Here is a 22,236-nt window from a genome sequence, read left to right as displayed (position 1 = left end):
GGCCATTGGATCTACAGTCCAATGGCCTTGTCTCATTATATAGATAATTAAAACCTCTGATTATTCCACTGTACGTTCCTGTTCCAACTGATCATAGGACTGCTTAATGGTTGTTAATGTTTCTACATGCCGATAGATGTTGTTCCCTGCGGTGACGAGAATACATAACATGATCAAGCCTATTAGCACTTTTTTACCCAGCCCCGGACGGAGACCGATGACGAAGCCCCCACCGAGGAGGAAAAACGCAAACAGATAGTGCCCTGCATACAGGTACATATCGTATTGAAATACCGCAAGCCCAAAACCAACAACGATATGAAGTAAAAATGCAAACAGAATGTATGGCACAAGAGTCCACACTTCCCGTTCACGGATCCCTTTAATAAACCCCGTGAGCGCCAGCAGCAGAATAAAAGTTCCCGTAAGCTGAACATAGATCGGATTAGAACGGGATAGATCCGTTACAAACGCGACCATGCCCGGGTCCAGCAAATGCACTTTCGGTGACAGCATCGGATTAATTGTTAGCAGGCTTAGAGCCTTCCAATGAACTGCGAACTGAAATGGAGTGGCATAGCTTGTTCCCCCATTTTGAATACCAAGCAACCAATTGCTGACCCAACTGCGACCGCCAAACACGATGTACTGTATCCCAGTCAATACGACAATGAAGGCAACAGCCAGTGCCATAATCCCGATATACTTTTTCCAAACAGATTTGTTACGCCACGTACGTAAATTAAAAAACATGGCGGCCGCAAGCGGTACAATGTTCGTCGATGTCAGTCCAAAGTTGATGGATGCCAGCAGCGCATTCGGGATGTAACGGACATCTTTGCGTTCACGGTTGTACTGCATATACAGCACAGAGAACAGGATAACAAACTGTACGTACGGATACGAATCCGGAATCAACGCGGTAAACATCAGATAGGAGCTGAAACCGAACAGTACTGCGAAAAGTAACGGTGTGGTGATTTGTTTATCTTTTTGATTCAAAAACAGAAATACCAGCACAACCGAACCTGCATTCACAAGGGACTGCAGGACAAGAAAGAACCAATTTCCGCCCAACAGTTGAGCACCTGCTTCAAGCGCGACTGCTAGAAATGAAATTAACGGATGAATCACCGAAGAACTGTTATCTCCATAATACATGGAAGGATCGAAGTTAAATAAATTAAGTGGAAACTGCGTCGTACTAAATGGCGTGTATGAGCCAAGCAGCTCGGCATGATTCGCTATGTATGTCACGTAAGGCCCATTCATGAGAGCGTAAAAAAGAGCAAAACCCGCAAACAGGCAAAATGCCGTCCAATTGGTCCTGCGATTATAAAATATGAAGTCCAAAAATTTCATGCGTTCACATCCAGTTTCAATTATTCTAGAAAACCAATAAACACAACCCGCCCATAATACAAGCGACACCGATCCAGCGCAAAGGACCCACTGTTTCCTTAAAGGCAAAGCGCGCTATAATGAGCGTCCACACATACGTTAATGCATTGGCAGGCAGCACAACCGTTAAGGGGAGAAATTTCAACAATACAATATTCAGCAGCGCACCTGTACCGTAAAATCCTAGCCCCATTAGAACATGCAGCTTTTTGCGGCTGGTGGCGTAGGCTTTCAAACCCGCTCCCCCCATCGCTCCACACAGGGTCATTGCAATTAATACAGCAATCATCCAGCTATCGATCAACACTGGTCAACGTCACCCCGATTCCAAGCAGCACAACAGCGGCCAGCTTCTGCACCGTAATTTCTTCTCCTAGCAAAAAGTAACCATAGATCAGCGCAAACACATAGCTGGCACACATCAAAGGATAGGCCACAGACAGCTTTTCCAAAGCAAAAGCCTTGATCATCAAAATGGCACCCAGCCCATAACATAGAAAGCCGATGCCCAGATAGATCCACTCGGTCAGACCCCACTTCCAGAACAGTTGTCCCGTCGCTGTAAGAAAAGCGGAGACAAGCATCAACAGCTTGCCTGTGTGGCGCCCTTTTATCTCCCCCACGACAATGCCTCCATCTCTGGCACGCGCTTGTTAATAAAGTATCGCTGACTCACCAACTGCATCACTGGAAGATCGGATAAGGAGTCAGAGTAAGAGCAGGATTGATCATAATCAATCACCATCTTTTTCTCATCCAGATAGGCCTGAATACGGCGAACCTTCTCATCCCCTTTGCAATTGCTGCCTTCAATCCTACAAGTATAGCCATTCGAGTGACGAACCAGATCGGTACCAATGACATGATCCACCCAAGGGAAATTTTTAAAATATTTCATATAGGCATGCGGAGATGCGGTCACCAGCAATACATGATAGCCTGCTTCCTTACGGTGCTGCATCTCTACACTTGCCTCTGCAAAAATGGCTGTACGCAATCGTGTATCAAAAAAATGCTCCAGATCTTCTTCGGACATGCGCTCTATGCTCTTGAAATAAGAACGTTTGACACGTTCAACGGTCATCAGACCTGCCTTGAACAACGCAGTATGAAATGCAATTACAGGCAGTCTCCATACCTGCCATGGGTAACGCCGAACGCCGTAATGCACAAACTGAAACATGGAATCTCTGCGTATAATCGTTTTATCAATATCAAAGATGGCAACTTTCGTGCTTTTCACCCTGATCCCCCTCTAGCTTTTTGACTCTAGTTTTATTCGAAAATGGCGAAAATAGAAACAACACTGATGACATACAAAACAACGGTGATTAAGATGGGCTTGTCCTCAAATAGAACTCGATCAGGCGAACCCCCTTGGTTCTTCATATGAATCAGATACAGATAACGGAACATGCCGTATATAACCAAAGGAATCGTCCACATTAAATGAATGGTGCGATCGGATGTGAACGTAAAGAGCGAATAACTGATAATGGTCGCCGTTGTGACAATGGTATTGAACTGATCCAATAACGTAATCGAATAATTATCCAATACTTTACGGTGTGAACCGGTATTTCCCTCAAGCAGAGTAAGTTCATTCCTCCGTTTGCCAATAGCCAGGAATAGAGACAAAAGCATCGTACAGATGAGAAACCACGGCGTAAATGGTACATGGATCAGCACACCGCCCGCAATCGCACGAAGTACAAACCCAGCCGCTATAGTCATCATATCCAAAATAACGAGATGTTTCAGTACAAATGAGTACGACACATTCAGAAGGAAATAAACAATACATAACACTCCGAATAACGGGTTCATTACGAAGGCTGTCCCGACCGAAAAGATCAATAACAGTATTCCAAACAGCAAGGCGTGAGCCGGATTGACCTGTCCAGAAGCAAGGGGACGGAACATCTTCACCGGATGCTGACGATCTCTGTCGCGATCTACATAATCGTTTAAAATATAAACGCAGCCTGCAACCAGGCTAAATAAAATAAAACCTAGCAAAGTCGATAGAATGGTCTCCGTCCGAATTTCCTCAAAAGAAAAAAGCAGCGCGGCAAATAACAACAAATTTTTGGTCCATTGTTTCGGTCTCAATAATTTTAGCAATCCTGAAATGGTATTTCCTGTCCCTGCAGCAGGTGTAGACACGGTACTGGTACGTGATGATAACAATTTCCATAACTCCCTTCAAAAGCAACTTCTGACTTATATAAATAACGTAAAGATCTAATCATATGTTGCTTGTATAATTTTGTAAAGGGATTACAGGAAGAATTTATATTTTTTTGCATAAAAAAAGAGACCGTTTCCGGTCTCTTTTTTCTTTACATTACATCATTATGATTATGTGAATTTAAACTAAAATTCGAATTGCACGTCGCTTAGGCGGCGTTTAATCTCAGCGATAACACGTTTCTCTTCTTCTTCCCCTTTAGCTTCAAAGGTAACGGAGAAACGAACAAAGTTACCGGCATCATCCCAAGGCACCGAAGAGATCAGTTTCTCACGAATCAGGAACTGGGAGAAGTCCTCGCCTGATTCAAAGCGGCGGCCTCCGACAATACCTTTTGGAGCTTCAACATAAAGGAAGAAGGAACCTTTAGGTTTCTCAGCCTGGAAGCCGAGCTCGTTCAGTGCAGCTACCAGAAGGTCGTGACGACGGGAATATTTCTCGGCGATTTTTTCCGTGATTTCCGGGTGGTTCAATCCATAAGCAGCAGCCTTTTGGATCGCGATGAACTGACCGGAGTCATTGTTGTCTTTTACGTCGCTGAATGCTTTAACAACAAGCGGGTTACCTGCAACAAAACCGATTCTCCAGCCTGTCATGTTATAGGACTTGGACAGGGAGTGCAATTCTACGCCCACATCCTTCGCACCAGGTACAGACAGGAAGCTGAACGGTTTTTTGCCGTCATAAGTCAATGCTGCGTATGGAGCATCATGTACAACGACTACGCTGTATTTCTTCGCCCATTCAACCACTTCCGTAAAGAACTCTACGGTAGCACTCGCGCCCGTTGGGTTATTTGGATAGTTCAGATAGAGCAGTTTCGCTCGTTTCGCGATATCTTCCGGAATAGCCGACAAATCTGGCAGGAAGTTGTTCTCCTTGGTCAATTGAATGTTGAACACTTCACCACCCAGGTATTTGGTGTGTGTACCCATAACCGGATACCCTGGCACCGTCATAATCGTTACATCACCTGGATTGATGAAGCAAGAAGGCATCATCGCCAAAGCTGGCTTGGAACCGATGGAATGCACGATTTCAGTTGATGCATCGATACCTTCAACATTAAATACATTTTTCAGGTAAGCAGCTGCCGCTTCCTTGAATTCAGGAATACCATTATCCGCGTATCCACGGTTCTCAGGTTTGGAGGCTTGCTCCGCCAATGCAGCTACGATGCCTGCATCTGCCATCTCGTCCGGTTCACCTACGCCGAGGTCAATCAGTTCTACATTGGGAAAATCTTTTTTAGCCGAAGCTTTGGCACGTTTGATTTTCTCGAATTTATAGATGTTGGTGTCTTTACCATAGTTGGAGCCGCCAATACGGTCGGCAAAATTAGTCTGAATGTACGTTTCCTGATATTTATCAATACTCATGATTTTGTTCATCTCCTCATTTGACGCAAATTTCTACACTTTAATATGAAGCATTTGCGCGTTCAAAACCATGGACAAATTATCCGAACATTTGTACTTTCTAGAGCTGTCAGCGGCTACGCAGTGAGGCCAGAACATCTTCCATATCCTGCGGAAGCGGAGCTGTAAATTCAAGGTATTCTCCAGTCGTTGGATGTACAAAACCGAGAATCGCGGCATGCAGGGCTTGTCCCTGCATTTTGATTCCTTTGTTACGACCATACGTCGGATCTCCAACAAGCGGATGACCTATAAACTTCATGTGAACACGAATCTGGTGGGTACGCCCTGTCTCCAATTTCAGCTCCAACAACGTGTAGTCATTGATGCGCTCGGTGACGGTAAAATGCGTGACCGCATGTTTACTGTTACGCTCTGTCACGGTATACATTTTGCGATCATTGGTATCTCGACCAATCGGTGCATCAATCGTACCCTGATCATGGCTAAGATGCCCATGAACGAGTGCAATATATCGTCTATTCACACTATGCTCTTTGAGTTGAGCGGCCAGTGAGGCGTGAGCACGATCATTTTTGGCAGCCATAATTAGACCTGATGTGTCCTTATCAATCCGATGAACAATACCCGGACGCAGTTCGCCGTTAATGCCTGAGAGATCTTTACAGTGATACATCAATGCATTAACAAGTGTTCCTGACGTATGTCCTGGTGCTGGATGTACAACAAGGCCACGCTGTTTGTTGATAACGATCAAATCACTATCTTCATACACCACTTCAAGTGGAATATTTTCAGCAATAATCTCTACAGTCGTCGGTTCAGGGATCAAAAGCTCTACCAGATCGCCTTCAGATAATTTGGTGTTAGCTTTGACTTTAGCCCCGTTCACCGTTACGAATCCGTCTCCGATCCACAATTGAACTTGGGAGCGCGATACGTTATCCATGGATTCTGTAATATATTTGTCAATTCGTTCTTTATTATGTTCAGCAGCAACCGTCCATTCCATACGATCATTGCCATTCAAGAGTTCATCGTCATGCGTTGATGTTTCTCCGTTAGTCTGTTCTTCATTTTGCGATTTACTCATGATGTTCATTCCCTTCGACCTTTGCGGCTGCTTTCTCGCGCCGTCCTTCAAGCAACGTTTCTACAATAATCAATACCACACCGATACAGATCGCCGAGTCGGCTATGTTGAAAATGGGAAACGTATAGCTACCAAAATTAAGCTGGATAAAATCGACAACTTCTCCGGTCAAAGCCCGATCCAGGAAGTTACCAATAGCCCCCCCAAGCACCAAACTAAGCGCTACAGGCAGCAATTTGTGCGGAGTATCTTTTACCTTTTGCAAATACCAAACCAAAGCCACCACGACAACCAGTGTAACCACAATAAAGAACCAGCGTTGATCCTGTAAAATACCAAAAGCTGCACCTGAGTTACGATGTGATGTGATGACAAAGAAATTGCCAATCACCGGAATTTCATCTCTAAGTTCCATCCGGGTTGCAATTAGGAACTTCGTTCCCTGATCGACTAAAAATACGATAAAAGCGAGGATATAATACACCACGTTTGTTTGTCACTCCGTTCTTGTCTTTTCCAAACGATACCAGGCTTTACGCCAGACTTGTTCATTGTAGCACAGCTGTTTGGAAATCGTCCACGACGCGGTTAGCCGCAGCCTGCATGGCAAAAACGATAACATTTCCCTTCTGTAATTCTGCACCAAATGGTACATCCTACAACAGAGTTAAAATCCGGAGTTCATACGGAACAGAAAGGGGAAAATGATGTCACATTTCACTGCCAAGCAACTGCAATCCTTACGTTCCCAATTGATAACTGAAAAGCGCGATATTGAACATAGACTGGAGCAGAACGAACATTATGGTCTTGGTGACTCCATGAAGCTTCAGACAGGCGAATTATCACCGATTGACAACCATCCGGGTGATGTAGCTACCGAGATGTATGATCGCGAAAAGGATATTTCCCTGCTGGAGCATGATGAATTTCAATTGGAGCGCATTGATTCTGCCCTGCATTCCATCGAAGAAGGTCATTATGGAACTTGCGCCGTCTGTCAGCAACCTATCCCCTATGAACGCATGCAAGCTGTTCCTTACACCAAATACTGCAAAAAGCATCAACCGGAAACGGTTGTTTCCGAAAATCGCCCTGTCGAGGAAGAATTCCTCGCCCCTGCCTTTGGCCGCACAAGCCTGGATGAACGTGATGACCAGAACGGTTTTGACGGCGAAGACGCATGGCAGATTGTTGAAAGTTGGGGTACCTCCAATACTCCCGCTATGGCTGAGGGACGCGACATCGACAGTTATGACGTTATGGCGATTGAAGCCACTGACGAAGTCGAGGGATGCGTTGAGGCATATGAGAGCTTTGTTGCAACCGATATCTACGGTCATGACGTGTCCATCGTGCGCAATCGGCAATATCGACAGTATCTGGAGAACCGTGAAGGCGAAGGTCTGTTAGAACCGGATATCGAGTCAGATGACACGTATTAACCTACGGGTACTCTAATAAGTGTTTAATTCCAACTGTCGCTGCACAATCCGTACAATATCTGCGATGTAATCACCCACGATGGGCAGATTAAGCGCGCCTAGCACTTGTAACACGTAAATAATCGTTGCTGCAAAAAAAGTAAAACCGATGGCAATCCCCACGCCCCTTGCGGCGCCAGACAACAGATTAAGTCCGATCAGCTTCCACGGCCGGTTCAGTAATTCCGTATACTGTGCGATTCGTGAACGTTCAAGTTCATTCGCGAGCCGGTTAGTGAGCTTGTGAAGTTCTTCAATCTTGTCCTCCGCATTCTTGGAATGCGTCGTGGATTCTGAATTAGATGGCGATTGGGTATCCTGTTCGTTCATAATTTACTCAGTTCCTTTGATGTATATAGAATGTCTGCACAATAGAAATCATTGCCCATTTGCTGAAAAACCAAACGAGCCAGGACACAGGATTGATCTCCTGCATCTGAGGCTCGTTGGCATGTCTGTCTCTATATACTGTCCTATTTGAAATAGAGTTACTCTGTCCCCGTTAAAGTCTGACAGAGCAATCCTTTCTTCAGGAACGCCTTACGTGAGAATTACAGTATTACCCCTCGATATAAACACCGATGGCTTTGCCTCCAGCTTCAATGCGCTGCATTGAATCATTCGTTCCGAAGGTAACTTCGGTAACGAGCACATTTTCACGCAGCACATGATCAAAAGCCTTAATCGCTTCTTGTAAAGCAGAGTCTACATCCAGCGTCAAACGTACTCTTTTCTCAATCGGCAGATCCAGCTTCTTCCGTGTGTCTTGAACTGCACGAATGACTTCACGGACCCAACCTTCCTGTTCGAGTTCTGCTGTAATCTCCGTATTGAGAGCTACCGTCAGACCATAGCCGGATGCCGAGGCAAAACCGGATTTGGCTTGTTTCTCAACCAGCAGTTCTTCACCCGTCACTTGCAGCTCTTCGCCTTCCGGAGAAACAACGTTCAGAAGATTTTCTGTCACCACTTTACGCGTCTCATCTGCTGACATTCCCTTGAAGAAATTCTGCAGGAACCCTACGTTTTTACCGTATTTTTTACCCGCTACTTTCAGGTTCAGCTTCAAAGTGAAATCAACGAAATCCGCATCATCATGCTCAGTACGAATAGTTTTGACATTGATCTCATCCTTGATGATCTCTTCATAACTTGCCAGATCGAAGCCTTTATCCAGAGAAACAATCAGTTCGGACAACGGTTGACGTGTCTTGATTCCTGTTTCGTTACGGACATTACGGGCAAGTTCCACGATTCGGCGTGCTGTCTCCATATCCTGCTCCAGATTCAAGTCAATCAGCGTTTCATTGGCAACCGGATAATCATCCATGTGCACACTCTCACCGGTAGTCAGGTTCAGATAGATATCTTCTGCAAGCATTGGTGTGAATGGAGCCACGAGCTTGGCAGTAGTCACCAGCACCTCGGTAAGTGTACGGTAAGCGTCCAGTTTGTCTTCTGTCAATCCACTACCCCAGAAACGGTCACGTGAACGACGGATGTACCAGTTGCTGAGTTCATCTACAAACGCTTCAATGGCTTTGGAAGAGTTCAGATAGTCGTTAACAGACAGCGCTTTTTCTACAACGAGAATCAGGCTATTCAGTCTTGACAAAATCCAGCGGTCCAGATTGTGTGAAGACAACTTGAATGGATGCTCCTGTGGATCAAATCCATCAATCGTAGCATACAGCGTCAGGAATGCATGGGTGTTGACCAACGTATCCACCATTTTGGATTTCGCTTCGCCCACGATGCCTTTGGAGAAACGTTTGCTGTTCCATGGTGCGCTGTCAGACAGTAATGCCCAGCGGAATGCGTCTGTACCGTATTCTTCGATAACTTCCCAAGGATCGATAACGTTACCTTTGGATTTGGACATCTTCTGTCCGTTCTCATCGAGAACGTGGCCTGTTGCCATAACTGCTTTGTATGGCGCTTTGCCTGTCAAAAGTGTAGATACAGCCAGCAAGCTGTAGAACCAGCCACGCGTCTGGTCAATTCCTTCACAGATCATGTCTGCCGGATATTGCTGTTCGAATATTTCTTTATTTTCAAATGGATAGTGCTGCTGGGCAAACGGCATGGAGCCGCTGTCGAACCAGACATCGATCACTTCCGGTGTGCGTTTCATTTCATATTTACCACAAGAGCTCATGACTTTGACGTCATCTACATACGGCTTATGCAGCTCCAGATTCTCAGGAACGTCGCCAATTGCACGAGCACGCAGTTCAGCGATGCTATGCGGAGCGAATTGTTCACCTGTCTCTTCGCACACCCAGATGTTCAATGGCGTTCCCCAATAGCGGTCACGGCTGATATTCCAGTCTACGAGATCTTCAAGGAACTTCCCGAAACGCCCGTCACGAACGTGGCCCGGGTACCAGTCTACTTCACTGTTATTGGCGATCAACTGATCCTTGATTGCTGTTGTTTGGATAAACCAGCTGTCCATTGCATAGTACAGAAGTGGTGTATCACAACGCCAGCAGAACGGATAGCTGTGCTCATATTTTTCTTTGCTGAACAAACGTCCTTTTTCAGACAGGTATCTTACGATATCAATATCGCAATCCTTAACAAAACGTCCGGCAAAATCAGTTACCTGTGGCACAAACTTGCCTTCCAGGTCCACCATGTTCACAAAACTGATGCCATTCTCACGACATACACGATAGTCATCTTCACCATGTGCTGGTGCCATGTGTACAATCCCTGTACCACTTGCGTCGGTTACAAAGCCTGCACCCAGGATGATGTTTGCTTTCTCAGCCTGCACGTAGTTGAACGGAGGATCATACGTTTTGCCAACCAGGTCAGAACCTTTCAAGGCACCGATGATTTCATATTCACCTTTGGCATCCTTCATGACTTTCTCAACAAGATTAGTCGCCATGATATACACTTCGTTGTCCTGACGAACACGGGAGTAGTCCATATCCGGGTTCACGGCAAGTGCAACGTGTGAAGGCAATGTCCAAGGCGTTGTTGTCCAGGCAAGCACGAATTCGCCGCTGTCATTCAGCTTGAATTTGGCTGTAGCACTGAGGTCTTTCACGTCTTTGTAACCTTGCGCTACCTCATGGGAGCTAAGTGTAGTCTGACAAGACGGACAGTAAGGACTCACACGGTGACCGCGATACAGCAGGCCTTTTTCATGAATCGTCGCCAGAATGTTCCACACACTTTCGATGTAATTGTTATCAAGTGTGATATACGGATTATTCATGTCTGTCCAGTAACCAATACCTTCGGTCAGATCGCGCCATTGTTGTTCGTATTCAAACACGCTCGCTTTACATTCGTTAATGAATTTCTCCACGCCATAATCTTCGATTTCCCACTTGTGGGAGATGCCCAACTTTTTCTGAACACCCAGTTCTACAGGCAGACCATGTGTGTCCCAGCCTGCTTTACGAACGACGCGGTAACCCTTCATCGTGTTATAACGTCCCACGAAATCCTTGATGACCCGTCCCAGTACGTGACCGATATGTGGTTTACCGTTGGCTGTAGGCGGTCCCTCGTAAAATACGAAGTTCGGCTTACCTTCGCGGTTTTCGATGGATCTTTTGAATGTATTCTCGGTTTTCCATTTGTTTAACACGCGTAGTTCTCTGGCGCGCGCTTTCTCTTTGACGTCAACTCGTTGCATGATAATCTTCCTTTCAAGTATGGATTGTGGACCGTCCACAAAAAGCGTTTCAATCCCCCTAAATCCCCCTTACCAAGGGGGACCCCATAGGCGCTCCGCCCTCTGGACACCCGGAATGGGTTGTCTTTGGCGGGAGCTACGGTGGCGTTGGCGAGGGTGTCTATGTTGGAGTCGGCCCTCATGCGGCTGTCCCCTTCGGGAACGCCGCAGGGCCTTACCGCGAGAAGGGAGTTGCCGGACGCTTCGCTCCTCCGGCGGTGGGCTCTCTCCTTGAGGTCCTTCGGGCCTCATGGGCGTTCGCCTTGGCGAAACCCCGGTGCCGGACGCTTCGCTCATCCGGCGGTGGGCTCTCTCCTTGAGGTCCTTCGGGCCTCATGGGCGTTCGCCTTGGCGAAACCCCGGTGCCGGGCGCTTCGCTCCCCCGGCGGTGGCTCTCTCCTTGAGGCACCTTCGGGCCTTATGGGGCGTTCGCCTTGGCGAAACCCCGGTGCCGGACGCTTCGCTCATCCGGCGGTGGGCTCTCTCCTTGAGGTCCTTCGGGCCTCATGGGCGTTCGCCTTGGCGAAACCCCGGTGCCGGACGCTTCGCTCCCCCGGCGGCTGGCTCTCTCCTTGAGGCACCTTTGGGCCTCATGGGCGTTCGCCTTTTTTTGGACACAAAAAAACCTCATCCCTGGAAAGGGACGAGGTTATGCTCGCGTTACCACCCTAATTCTGTTCATCACAAACCACATCCAATATAAATTGGGTATGCTCTGTCATCAACAGCGCTTATGCCCCGCTTAACTACAGCAGGGTGCCAATGTAACGTTCGGCTCACGGTTTCGCTTACGCACGGCCAATCCTTCACCGCTTCAGCGTCACTTCTCCGGGGAGATATTCGGCTATAACTCATCCATTGGCTTGCACCAGACGCCAACTCTCTGAGGGATGAGATCATAACGTACTGAACCCGTCATGGAATCACTATTCATTATGAATATAGTTATAGCCTCTTTACAGGCAAAAGTCAACCAGGCGGATAGACTAATAAATTTCCTTCATTTCCCGCTCACGGTCACGGACTTCCTGCTCCCGGCTCTCCAGCGCTTCCCAACCATCCTGAGTCAACAATTCAAGCTGTGCTTCCACAAGTGTACGGAAACGGGCACGATAGATGGACGCCTGCTTTTTCAGCTCTTCGACTTCCAAAGCAATTTTGCGTGATTTAGACAAAGATTCGTTTACGATCCGGTCCGCATTTTTCTCGGCTTCCTTCACGATCAACTGTGCTTCTTTTTTCGCATTGTTCTTCACATCATCTGCAGCTTCCTGCGCAATGATGATCGTTTTGCTCAGCGTCTCTTCAATCGTTGCAAAATGATCAAGCTTCTCCTGAACGGACAGCAACTGATTACTCAGCTCTTTGTTTTCGCGAATGACGCCTTCGTAATCTTTGATGACTTGATCCAGGAATTCATTGACCTCATCCTCGTCATACCCGCGCAAACGTCGGGAAAATTCCTTGTTGTGTATGTCCAGCGGCGTTAATGGCATGCTGTCCACCTCCTGTAAAAGTTCCTTCCCGGAATGAGAAGGTTTGCAGCATATGGGTTCCACCCAAGGGGCCGTATATGTGATGCCCAATCCTGGCACGAATACGGAATGCAGGATCAGATCTGATCCTTTGGCGGTCATATCAACCTTTGCACTTTAATGTATATCGGAAACACCGAATGTTTTTTGCACCTTTACCTTAAACATTTCGACAAGAAAGCGGGTTTTCCTGCAACACTCTTAGGCAAATTTGCCGATTTTTACGCGGCAGCGTCCCTTTTTGGTCAATCCATCCTGTTCCATCACCTTGAATCGACCAAATCCTTGAATGGATACCACATCTCCTGCCTTCAGCGCTTTGGACGGATCTTCCTCCACTTTCCAATTCACACGACAGCGGCCAGCCTTGATCGGAACGAGAACTTTACTGCGACTAAGCCGATACACATCTGCACAGATGCCATCCAAACGCAGTGAAGCGACAGTAATATCCATCGTCTCCAGTCTGCTCTCGGACCATTTCAGCTGATCCAGTGCCAACAGCTCCGTAAACACATGTACCCGGTGCACCTGATTCAGTTGAAGCGATAAAAAAGCGCCGGTTTCCGACGCCACCACCGTATGGCATCCGTCCTCCAGCACTTGAATATCACCGATCTTGCCACGTTTCATGCCAAGCCCGAGCAGGGCACCCATATAGTCCCCATGCTCCAGCTCTTTGATTTTCTGATCGTCAGACGTAATGCTCATCACCTGCATACCCATATCCTCATCGTCCAGATACCGATAATCCGGTGCAATCAGCGCACGCTTACGTTCAGCTGTTTCATAACCACCATCCAGACGAATCTGTACATCATCTCGACGGTTCACAAGTGTTTGTAAAATAAAGACCTGCCTGGGATCAAGAAAGTCAGTTAGCTTCATGTCATGATACTTACCTGCCCGTTCAACCCAGTCTGAGGCTTTATCCACAAAATCCCGCTCATCATGACTAAAATGCTCGTAAATCTCACCGCTCATCTATGTTCACCCTACCTTAATATACAAAGTATCGGAGGACGGAGATCAGCCCATTAAGCGCGAGTTGAAGAACGATCAACGCCACAATCGGTGAAATATCCAACACACCGAACAAAGGCGGAATAAATCGGCGGAAAGGTCTTAAATATGGTTCTACAAACTTACCTAGCCATTCACCGATGAAGCTCTCCCGTGCATTGGGAAGCCATGACATCAATATGTAGACAATGACCATGTAAAAGTAAATCTGGTATAACGTGTACAACACGCTTTCAATCTGATACAAAAGTGGCTCACCTCATTCTGTTATAATCTTGCTCGCTGTCAGCCAGTATTTCCGTAATTGAACCCTGAATTTCAACCGTATCTGGCGTACAGAGAAAAATGTTGCCGCCAATTTTTGAAATACCGCCGCCCAGTGCATACACTGTGCCACTCAAGAAATCAATGACGCGCAAAGCCTGATCCTGACGTACCCGCTGCAGGTTAACGACAACTGTACGATGGGAGCGCAGATGGTCAGCAATCTCCTGTGCTTCGTCATAAGAACGCGGTTCATAAAGGACGACTTTAACATTTTTCTGGGAATGAATGCTCACCACATTATTACCCCTTTGGTTTCTACGTTTATCGAGACTTGAGGTTTCAGCTTCCTGCTGATCAGGATCATGTTCCTCTTGTGCCGCCATACGCTCACGTTCCACAATCTCTTCCTCTTCCTGAAGCCCGAGGAAATTCATAAACTTATTCATTACGCCCATTGCGAACCCTCCTCTTTTCCTACGAGAATCGATCCAAGCCGAACCCAAGTTGCCCCTTCTTCAATCGCCACTTCAAAATCATTGGACATGCCCATCGACAACTCGGTCAATGGCTCCGCTGTCAAAGCTTGTCCATTCAAATGGTCTCTAAGCTCACGCAGTCCGCGGAATACGGGACGTGTAAGCTCTGGATCTTCCTCATGGGGTGCCATGGTCATCAGGCCGATGACCTTCAGGTTGTTGAACGAACTGATTTCACGCAAAAAGGAACTCGCCTGTTCAGGCTGCAAGCCATACTTACTTTCTTCACCCGAAATATTCACCTGCAATAATGTTTCCACCTGGATGCCAAGAGACGCCGCCTTTTTATCCAACTCCTTGGCCAGGGACAAACGATCCAGTGAATGTATGTAACGGAATTTACCGATGACGTCCTTCACCTTATTCGTCTGTAAATGACCGATAAAATGCCAGATTCCCTGCTGACCGAATGCTTCCCATTTCGCTTGTGCATCCTGCCAGCGGTTTTCGCCAATATGCTCAAGACCGTGGTCAAGCACAGCTCCCGTTGTTTCAAGTGAGACGTATTTCGTGACAGCAATCACATTCACATCTTCACGTTGACGGCCACTGCGCTGACACGCGGCTTCGATCTTCTGATTTACTAGTTGTATACGCTCCTCCAATGACACAGAGGGTCACCTCTCTTCCAGCCCAATCCAGCTCGCCATTCTCCCGGTAATGCCATTTTCTTTACGATACGAGAAAAATAGCTCGGGATTGCAGCTTGTACACCAAGTTGTACATTCGATATGATCCGGCAATATTCCTGCTTTCATCATAATGTGTCGATTGCATTCTTTCAAGTTTAACATCGTTTTGCCATTTGCGGCAGGTCGATATACTTGATTGGATGCAGAGTTCTTGTATTCATCATTACCCGAGGAGTGGTCCAGCCAAACCCGTACATGCTGCATAACCGCTTCATCCACTTCATAACAACAATCCCCAATAGAGGGACCTATTGCAGCATGGATATCCTGTCTGCGACTTCCATATTCTTGCTCCATCTTTTCGACCATCGATTCGGCTATACCAGCAACTGTACCTTTCCATCCGGCATGAGCAAGCCCCACCGCTTGTTGTACGGGGTCATAGAAATAAAGGGGTACACAATCTGCATAAAAGGAAGTCAGCAGCACACCAGGCACATTGGTAACCAACCCATCCGTATCCTGTAATGCAGACTGTCGATCCAGCAAACCTTTGCCCCGCTCTTCAGCCGTGATGACAGCGACATGTTTACCGTGTACTTGTTCTCCACAAGTCCAGGACTCCAAAGGGAAACCCAGCTTTTCAGCCACAAGTTTGCGATTATTCAGCACGTCAGCCGGATCATCACCCACATGATAGGCGCAGTTGAGACTGGCGTAAGGTGTGCTTCCGACACCACCCTGCCTTGTCGTAAAACCGGCTTTCATATGCTTAAACTGCAATTTCCACGGCTCCACATATAATAACAACGGGTCAGGACCCCTATTTGAGTTCTGGCTTCCCGACCGTATTTCCTTATCCAAAATAAACGGTTCCATCTTCTCACCTCACAACTTCCAGTGTACCAAATGAACCTCGTTCTGTCTCGGTTATATCGTTCGGCGCTGGTTCCGATTTAACCGTTCAATACGTTCCACCCGGTCCATCCGGCTGTTCTGTTCGTCATACAAGCGGGCTTCACGGTCGCGCTCATCGTAGTTATTTTCCTTCATTTCATCCATTTTAACCAAAATCACATCCGAACCGATCTTCACAATGTTTCTCCAAGGGATGACCAGATCCGTCCCCCCGCCAAACAGCCCCATAAAACGACTGTAACCTGGCACAACAATCGCTTCAATTCGGCCCTGCTTCAGATCCAGTTCCAAATCGCTAATCTGACCCAGACGTTTTCCATCCGTAATGTTAATAACATCTTTGGTTTGAAAATCCGAAATTTTCATCCCGCTACCCACCGCTTCACCTGTGTTCACTTTCATTTGGTCCCGCCCCCTGATTAATCCGCTTCTGCCCGTTCTCCGCTTCTATACAATATATGTTTCATACGCGAAAAATGTCCTCTTTTTCGAAGGAAAGGAAACCGAACAAATCCAAATATCTCTGATGTCGAAATCCAAAAAGCAAAAAGACGATCAAAGGAATATATTTCTCCCTTTGATCGCCTCTTCGCTAACCCCTTGTTACGACTTCACATGTTTCTGCATTTGTTGTATCGCTGATTTCTCCAGACGGGATACCTGCGCCTGGGAAATGCCAATTTCATCAGCCACTTCCATCTGGGTTTTTCCTTCGAAAAACCGCATCGACAGAATCATTTTCTCCCTTTGACCGAGACGGTGCATCGCTTCACGCAGTGCAATTTCCTCAATCCAGGACACATCTTTGTTTTTGTCATCACTGATCTGATCCATCACATAGATCGGATCTCCACCATCATGATAGATCGGTTCGAAGAGCGAAACCGGGTCCTGAATGGCATCCAATGCAAAAACCACATCTTCCTTCGGCACATTTAGTACCTCAGAAATTTCGAATATCGTCGGTTCACGGGAATTTTTATTCGTCAGGCTGTCACGCACCTGAAGTGCTTTATAAGCAATGTCCCGCAATGAGCGAGATACCCGAATTGGGTTATTATCGCGCAGGTATCGACGGATTTCACCGATAATCATCGGCACCGCGTAGGTTGAAAATTTGACATTCTGGGATAAATCAAAATTATCAATGGCTTTCATCAGGCCAATACATCCAACCTGGAACAGATCATCGACAAACTCTCCCCGATTGTTAAAGCGCTGAATGACACTGAGTACGAGACGCAGGTTGCCATTCACTAATTTCTCTCTTGCTGAGCGATCATGGTGTTGCTGAAGGGAATGAAACAATTCCCGCATTTCTGTGTTGGTGAGGACAGGCAATTTTGCGGTGTCCACGCCACAAATCTCGACTTTGTTTCGGGTCATCGTGATTTACCTCCCAAGGAGAAACATTAATGTACATTATCTCCGGGGCAGGCTTTTTTATTCGCACTTGGCATCCTTGCCATTAATACCCATTATGAAAAATGCTCCTGTTCAGACCATCTTGTTGAACTCCTTGCGGAGTCTTTTAATGATTCTTTTTTCGAGACGAGAGATATAGGATTGGGAGATTCCAAGCAGATCGGCGACATCTTTTTGTGTCTTTTCTTCCCCATCCGTCAAGCCAAAGCGAAGCTCCATAATCATTCGCTCCCGCTCGGTTAATTTTTCCAATGCTTTATGCAAAAGCTTCCGGTCTACCTGTTCTTCGATATTCCGATAGATTGTATCGTTCTCAGTACCGAGTACATCGGATAATAATAGTTCATTTCCATCCCAATCAATATTGAGTGGTTCATCAAAAGAAACTTCTGTACGAATTTTACTGTTACGTCTCAGGTACATCAAAATTTCATTTTCGATACAACGGGAAGCATAGGTTGCCAGCTTAATTTTCTTTTCCGGGTCAAACGTATTAACGGCTTTAATCAAACCGATTGCACCGATGGAGACCAGATCCTCGATATTGATACCTGTATTTTCGAATTTGCGTGCGATGTAGACTACCAGTCGCAGGTTCCGTTCAATCAGCATGGCACGGATCGCGGAATCTCCAGAAGACAACTTTTGCAACAGAAATTCTTCTTCTTCACGTGTTAACGGGGGCGGTAGTGCCTCACTGCCTCCGATATAATAAATCTCTTCACTTTTCAAACCAAGCAGAAATAATAAACGATAGTACTGCAGCTGCGCCATCAGTTTCCATTTTACAAGCATGTACGTTCCTCCTATACCACATTCAGCGGCTTTTCTGTTGCTCCCGCAGAGATAGCCGTAGACTGCGCAGAAGCAGCGTCTTGCACAAGCTCAGGGTGAATCACGGCCTGGTATTTTCCATCGGATGACAATACGCCCCCGTCCAACCCTATTAATACCTTTGTCGTCTCATAACACATTTCATCCATCGTTACCTTCACCCGGTCTGGCTTCATCGCCAGCATAAACGCAGTTCCTTTGTTAATACCTCGATAGGGTACAAGCCTTAAACGATCCTGCCAGTGGAAGTCCTCCTGATCGAGCTCCATGATAAGGTTGTCCGGCGCCTCATCCTTCAACCTGCCCTTCCAAGCAGCAGGCAGCATGTCTTGCCATAGCGATACCTCCATTACCATGACGGGCATACGTGAAAGGGGGTCTGTAAGTTGATTTCCTGTATCCAGAAGGCCTGTACAAGAAATAGTCACATCATCAATAAAAACCTCCACTTTACCCAAGTACGTTGTCATTCGGTCTGTTTTTCGTTTGGAGCTCTGCACGGCTTTGAATAGAAAAAGCACGGCAAAAAAGACGACAAACGTGAACCAGAAGGCAATTTTCAAATCAAAAGACATTCCACCTGATGCTGTAAACCAAATGCCGTTGAACAATTCCCCAGAGCTTTGCAGCATGTAGTGCACACCCAGAATTCCCCCTGCGGCGACAAAATTGATTACATAGAAGGTACCCAAAGTCCTCATAAATGCCTGAAGACCCTTAAACCCAAATGCAATACTCAGCATCACCAGAGACAATCCAAACTTGATCAAAAAGGTGAACATAAAATCAAACTCCGGCACAAACATCATGACAACGTACAGCGCACCCACGATCGCGGACAGCAACCATCGCCACCAGACCAGCTTCGTTTTGCGCATCCAGGCCGTCAGTCCGATGAGCGCACCGTCAATACACAGGTTCGTCAAAAAAATAAGATCCACATATACAACCACATTCTTCACCTGCCTGCGCGCAACATATCGAAATAACGTTATCCCGATATTCATGAGCATATTCACAAGTATAAGGAGCTCACTTTTCAAAGTCTGTCTAATCATGGGGGGATCGTTCCAACTTTTTTTGTCGGATTTACTCAGAGCAGTTGTTCAGAATTTGTTCAATACGATGTGATAGGATAATAAAAAAAACAAAAAAGACCCGGTTGCTCCATCAGGAGCACCGGGTCTTCAATGAAATCTATTATCGTATTAATCGTTGTTATTATTACGTGAACGATTGCGCAAAAATGTCGGAATATCCAGCTGATCATTGCTCGGCTGATTTCCGAACGGACGCAAATTCGGGGAACGGTTATCCGCAGGCTCACTTGCTGGAGCGGGTTTACGTCCTGGTGGTGGGGAAGCAGGTTTATCTTCAAAGCCAGTCGCAATAACTGTGACTTTGATTTCCTCCTTCAGATCCTCATCAATGATGGCACCAAAGATCATGTTCACTTCCGGATCAGAAGCTGACGTAACAATCTCAGCTGCTTCATTGACTTCATACAGGGACAGGTTAATGCCACCCGTAATGTTCATGATAACCCCGCGTGCACCTTCGATGGATGTTTCAAGCAAAGGACTCATGATGGCTTTACGTGCCGCTTCTGCAGCACGGTTCTCGCCAGTCGATTCACCGATACCCATCAGCGCAGATCCGCGCTCGTGCATGATCGTTTTGACGTCTGCAAAGTCAAGGTTGATCAGACCCGGTACAGCGATCAAGTCAGAGATACCTTGTACGGCTTGACGCAATACATTATCTGCTTGACGGAACGCTTCAAGCATTGGTGTCTTTTTGTCTACAATCTCAAGCAAACGGTCATTTGGAATGACGATCAGCGTGTCCACTTTTTCCTTGAGAGCTTCAATACCTTGCTCTGCATGGCTTGAACGTTTACGTCCTTCAAATGTGAACGGGCGAGTAACTACACCCACGGTAAGTGCGCCGCACTCTTTGGCGATTTCGGCAATAACCGGAGCCGCACCTGTACCCGTACCGCCGCCCATACCCGCTGTAACAAATACCATGTCTGCACCTTTCAAGGTGTTCATGATCAAATCACGGGATTCTTCCGCTGCTTTTTTACCTACATCCGGGTTGGCACCAGCGCCAAGACCACGGGTTAATTTATCACCGATTTGCAATTTATGCTCGGATTTCGCGAGGTGCAACGCCTGAGCGTCCGTATTTACCGTAATAAATTCTACACCTTGTACACCGTTTTCGATCATTCGGTTGACTGCATTGCTTCCGCCGCCGCCTACACCGATGACTTTAATTTGAGCCAAGCTCTCCATCTCGAAATCAAATTCCAACATATTATTCCATCTCCCCCTCAATGTGCATGGATGGCCCGTCCAATTTTTGATTGAACCGAATCAATTTCATATATCGACGAACGAAAGCGTTTATTTTAGAACCAGCGCATTCAGACGGCTTCAAGAATTGTATGAAATGGATTCAACCTTTTATATAAATTCGCTGAACATATTTTTCAGCCGTTCGAACAGACCTGGTTTCTGCTCCGATTCCTGGGCCGTATTCGGCTTAGGACGGTTGGTCGGTTTTTTGTTGTTATTATTGTTGTTGTTATTTCCACCGCCGTTGTTGCTCGAGGGACGAATACGCAAACTGCGGATTACACTGTGCAAAATGCCGACTCCGCTAGTAAAGCCAGGGTCACGCACACCGATATAATCCGGCACCGCAACTCGTACCGAAGCAGCAAGCTCATGCTGAGCTACCTGCAGAACACCCGGCATAGAGACCGTACCTCCCGTTAGTATATAACCTCCAGGAAGATCATTGTAACCAAGACGCTTCACTTCTTGAGAAATCATTTGGAATATTTCTTGAACCCTCGGTTCAATAATAGCCGCCAGATCCTCTTGAGAGAATTCCTTGTCTACGTTGCTGCCGATCCGTGTTACTTTGAACATGACATCCGCAGCAGCATCATCCAGCCATGCGCAGCCATATTTTAGTTTTACCTTTTCGGCTTGATCTGTTAATGTGCGCAGACCATAGGCAATGTCATTCGTTACAAACTCCCCGCCAATAGGCAGCGTTGAAGTGGCAACGAGACTGTCTTCTTCGAAGATGGCGATGGTTGTAGCCCCTGCTCCGATATCCACAAGCACGGAACCCATCGTTTTTTCATCCTTGGACAATGCCAGCTGACCTGCTCCAAGTGACATGAGTACCAAATCACTTACTTTCAAACCCGCTTTTTCCACGCAGCGCAAAAGATTATGTATCGCGGTTTTTGCACCCGTAATGATGGTCGCCTCTACTTCCAGACGAACACCAATCATACCACGGGGGTCCTGTATGCCCTCCAAGCCATCTACAACATACTGCTTGGCGACAACATCAATAATTTCCCGTTCCGGTGGAACCGCAATCACTTCGGCTGCTTTCAACACCCGCTCCATGTCTTCTTCTCCGATTTCACGATCCTCGTTAGACACTGCCACGACACCGTGACTGCTCATCAGTCCGATATGATTTCCCGAGATTCCAACATACACTTCGGATATTTGAATACCTACCATACGTTCTGCATGATCCACTGCATTGCGGATCGATTGCACCGTCTGATCGATATCTACGATTACACCTTTGCGAATTCCCTCCGAGTCGGCAGATCCAACTCCAATAATATTAAAGGTTCCATTATTCATTTCCCCAATAATAGCGCGAATTTTGGATGTACCGATGTCCAAACTAACAATGATGTCATTGTTGCTCAAGTCTGT

The 22,236-nt window shown here is 46.6% G+C and carries 23 protein-coding genes and 1 other annotated feature; of the genes, 1 reads left to right on the top strand and 22 read right to left on the bottom strand.

What is annotated here, in order from left to right:
* Window positions 1–60: 60 nt before the first annotated feature.
* The 8 genes from ACR1R9_RS05350 to lspA all read right to left on the bottom strand — a co-directional run bounded on the left by ACR1R9_RS05350 (window position 61) and on the right by lspA (window position 6,611).
* On the bottom strand, window positions 61–1,257 hold the full coding sequence (locus ACR1R9_RS05350; protein WP_433956421.1) for a DUF6080 domain-containing protein: 1,197 nt from the start codon (window positions 1,255–1,257) through the stop codon (window positions 61–63).
* Between the two features lie 130 nt (window positions 1,258–1,387).
* Window positions 1,388–1,690, bottom strand: coding sequence for an EamA family transporter (locus ACR1R9_RS05345; protein WP_076288302.1), 303 nt, complete (start codon window positions 1,688–1,690; stop codon window positions 1,388–1,390).
* Between the two features lie 4 nt (window positions 1,691–1,694).
* A complete protein-coding gene (locus ACR1R9_RS05340; protein WP_090810048.1) occupies window positions 1,695–1,985 on the bottom strand; it encodes an EamA family transporter in 291 nt (96 codons plus the stop codon).
* Window positions 1,986–2,011: 26 nt separating this feature from the next.
* Window positions 2,012–2,644, bottom strand: coding sequence for an HAD family hydrolase (locus ACR1R9_RS05335; protein ID WP_433921570.1), 633 nt, complete (start codon window positions 2,642–2,644; stop codon window positions 2,012–2,014).
* A 32-nt stretch (window positions 2,645–2,676) separates the two neighbouring features.
* Window positions 2,677–3,567, bottom strand: a complete 891-nt coding sequence (locus tag ACR1R9_RS05330; RefSeq protein WP_310853982.1) for a decaprenyl-phosphate phosphoribosyltransferase — start codon at window positions 3,565–3,567, stop codon at window positions 2,677–2,679.
* A gap of 210 nt (window positions 3,568–3,777) precedes the next feature.
* Complete coding sequence (locus tag ACR1R9_RS05325; RefSeq protein WP_063567860.1) at window positions 3,778–5,031, bottom strand: LL-diaminopimelate aminotransferase; 1,254 nt, start codon at window positions 5,029–5,031, stop codon at window positions 3,778–3,780.
* A gap of 109 nt (window positions 5,032–5,140) precedes the next feature.
* Window positions 5,141–6,043, bottom strand: a complete 903-nt coding sequence (locus ACR1R9_RS05320) for an RluA family pseudouridine synthase (RefSeq protein WP_240342976.1) — start codon at window positions 6,041–6,043, stop codon at window positions 5,141–5,143.
* Window positions 6,044–6,116: 73 nt separating this feature from the next.
* Window positions 6,117–6,611 (bottom strand): signal peptidase II, encoded by a 495-nt coding sequence (gene lspA, locus ACR1R9_RS05315; RefSeq protein WP_024628399.1) that lies wholly within the window; start codon window positions 6,609–6,611, stop codon window positions 6,117–6,119.
* Window positions 6,612–6,831: 220 nt separating this feature from the next.
* Between lspA and ACR1R9_RS05310 the strand changes: the two genes are divergently transcribed.
* Window positions 6,832–7,569 carry a TraR/DksA C4-type zinc finger protein gene (locus ACR1R9_RS05310; RefSeq protein ID WP_099858480.1) on the top strand — a complete coding sequence of 246 codons (738 nt, stop codon included), beginning with the start codon at window positions 6,832–6,834 and terminating at the stop codon, window positions 7,567–7,569.
* A 12-nt stretch (window positions 7,570–7,581) separates the two neighbouring features.
* Here ACR1R9_RS05310 and ACR1R9_RS05305 read toward each other — a convergent pair whose 3' ends face one another.
* The 14 genes from ACR1R9_RS05305 to ftsA form a co-directional block, all read right to left on the bottom strand.
* The gene (locus ACR1R9_RS05305) at window positions 7,582–7,938 is read right to left on the bottom strand and encodes a DUF5665 domain-containing protein (RefSeq protein WP_063567857.1); all 357 of its coding nucleotides are present in this window, start codon (window positions 7,936–7,938) and stop codon (window positions 7,582–7,584) included.
* A 229-nt stretch (window positions 7,939–8,167) separates the two neighbouring features.
* Complete coding sequence (gene ileS, locus ACR1R9_RS05300) at window positions 8,168–11,266, bottom strand: isoleucine--tRNA ligase (RefSeq protein ID WP_076288136.1); 3,099 nt, start codon at window positions 11,264–11,266, stop codon at window positions 8,168–8,170.
* Between the two features lie 675 nt (window positions 11,267–11,941).
* Window positions 11,942–12,233: a binding site (T-box leader), on the bottom strand.
* Window positions 12,234–12,291: 58 nt separating this feature from the next.
* The gene (locus ACR1R9_RS05295; RefSeq protein ID WP_063566974.1) at window positions 12,292–12,801 is read right to left on the bottom strand and encodes a DivIVA domain-containing protein; all 510 of its coding nucleotides are present in this window, start codon (window positions 12,799–12,801) and stop codon (window positions 12,292–12,294) included.
* Window positions 12,802–13,041: 240 nt separating this feature from the next.
* Window positions 13,042–13,824 (bottom strand): RNA-binding protein, encoded by a 783-nt coding sequence (locus tag ACR1R9_RS05290; RefSeq protein ID WP_175383156.1) that lies wholly within the window; start codon window positions 13,822–13,824, stop codon window positions 13,042–13,044.
* A 16-nt stretch (window positions 13,825–13,840) separates the two neighbouring features.
* The gene (locus ACR1R9_RS05285) at window positions 13,841–14,110 is read right to left on the bottom strand and encodes a YggT family protein (protein ID WP_205524745.1); all 270 of its coding nucleotides are present in this window, start codon (window positions 14,108–14,110) and stop codon (window positions 13,841–13,843) included.
* Window positions 14,111–14,117: 7 nt separating this feature from the next.
* Window positions 14,118–14,585: a cell division protein SepF gene (locus ACR1R9_RS05280; RefSeq protein WP_063566976.1), complete on the bottom strand. Its 468-nt coding sequence runs from the start codon at window positions 14,583–14,585 to the stop codon at window positions 14,118–14,120.
* Window positions 14,576–15,277, bottom strand: coding sequence for a YggS family pyridoxal phosphate-dependent enzyme (locus ACR1R9_RS05275; protein WP_433921571.1), 702 nt, complete (start codon window positions 15,275–15,277; stop codon window positions 14,576–14,578). Before ACR1R9_RS05275 ends, ACR1R9_RS05280 begins: the two co-directional genes overlap by 10 nt.
* A 6-nt stretch (window positions 15,278–15,283) precedes the next feature.
* Window positions 15,284–16,177, bottom strand: coding sequence for a peptidoglycan editing factor PgeF (gene pgeF, locus ACR1R9_RS05270; protein ID WP_433921572.1), 894 nt, complete (start codon window positions 16,175–16,177; stop codon window positions 15,284–15,286).
* A 51-nt stretch (window positions 16,178–16,228) separates the two neighbouring features.
* Entirely contained in the window at window positions 16,229–16,618 is a 390-nt protein-coding gene (locus ACR1R9_RS05265; protein WP_375165325.1) for a YlmC/YmxH family sporulation protein, read from the bottom strand.
* 201 nt (window positions 16,619–16,819) lie between these two features.
* A complete protein-coding gene (gene sigG, locus ACR1R9_RS05260) occupies window positions 16,820–17,602 on the bottom strand; it encodes an RNA polymerase sporulation sigma factor SigG (RefSeq protein WP_024628410.1) in 783 nt (260 codons plus the stop codon).
* Window positions 17,603–17,713: 111 nt separating this feature from the next.
* Entirely contained in the window at window positions 17,714–18,436 is a 723-nt protein-coding gene (gene sigE, locus ACR1R9_RS05255) for an RNA polymerase sporulation sigma factor SigE (RefSeq protein ID WP_433921573.1), read from the bottom strand.
* An 11-nt stretch (window positions 18,437–18,447) separates the two neighbouring features.
* The gene (spoIIGA, locus tag ACR1R9_RS05250; protein WP_063567038.1) at window positions 18,448–19,428 is read right to left on the bottom strand and encodes a sigma-E processing peptidase SpoIIGA; all 981 of its coding nucleotides are present in this window, start codon (window positions 19,426–19,428) and stop codon (window positions 18,448–18,450) included.
* Between the two features lie 255 nt (window positions 19,429–19,683).
* A complete protein-coding gene (gene ftsZ / locus ACR1R9_RS05245; protein ID WP_063566980.1) occupies window positions 19,684–20,796 on the bottom strand; it encodes a cell division protein FtsZ in 1,113 nt (370 codons plus the stop codon).
* A 150-nt stretch (window positions 20,797–20,946) separates the two neighbouring features.
* Window positions 20,947–22,230 (bottom strand): cell division protein FtsA, encoded by a 1,284-nt coding sequence (gene ftsA, locus ACR1R9_RS05240; protein WP_163755306.1) that lies wholly within the window; start codon window positions 22,228–22,230, stop codon window positions 20,947–20,949.
* Window positions 22,231–22,236: the final 6 nt, after the last annotated feature.

It is taken from the genome of Paenibacillus taichungensis (assembly GCF_050994985.1).
Taxonomy (GTDB): Bacteria; Bacillota; Bacilli; order Paenibacillales; family Paenibacillaceae; genus Paenibacillus; species Paenibacillus taichungensis.
The sequence above is the reverse complement of the archived record's forward strand: the minus strand, read 5'-3'. Positions and strand labels throughout refer to the sequence as shown.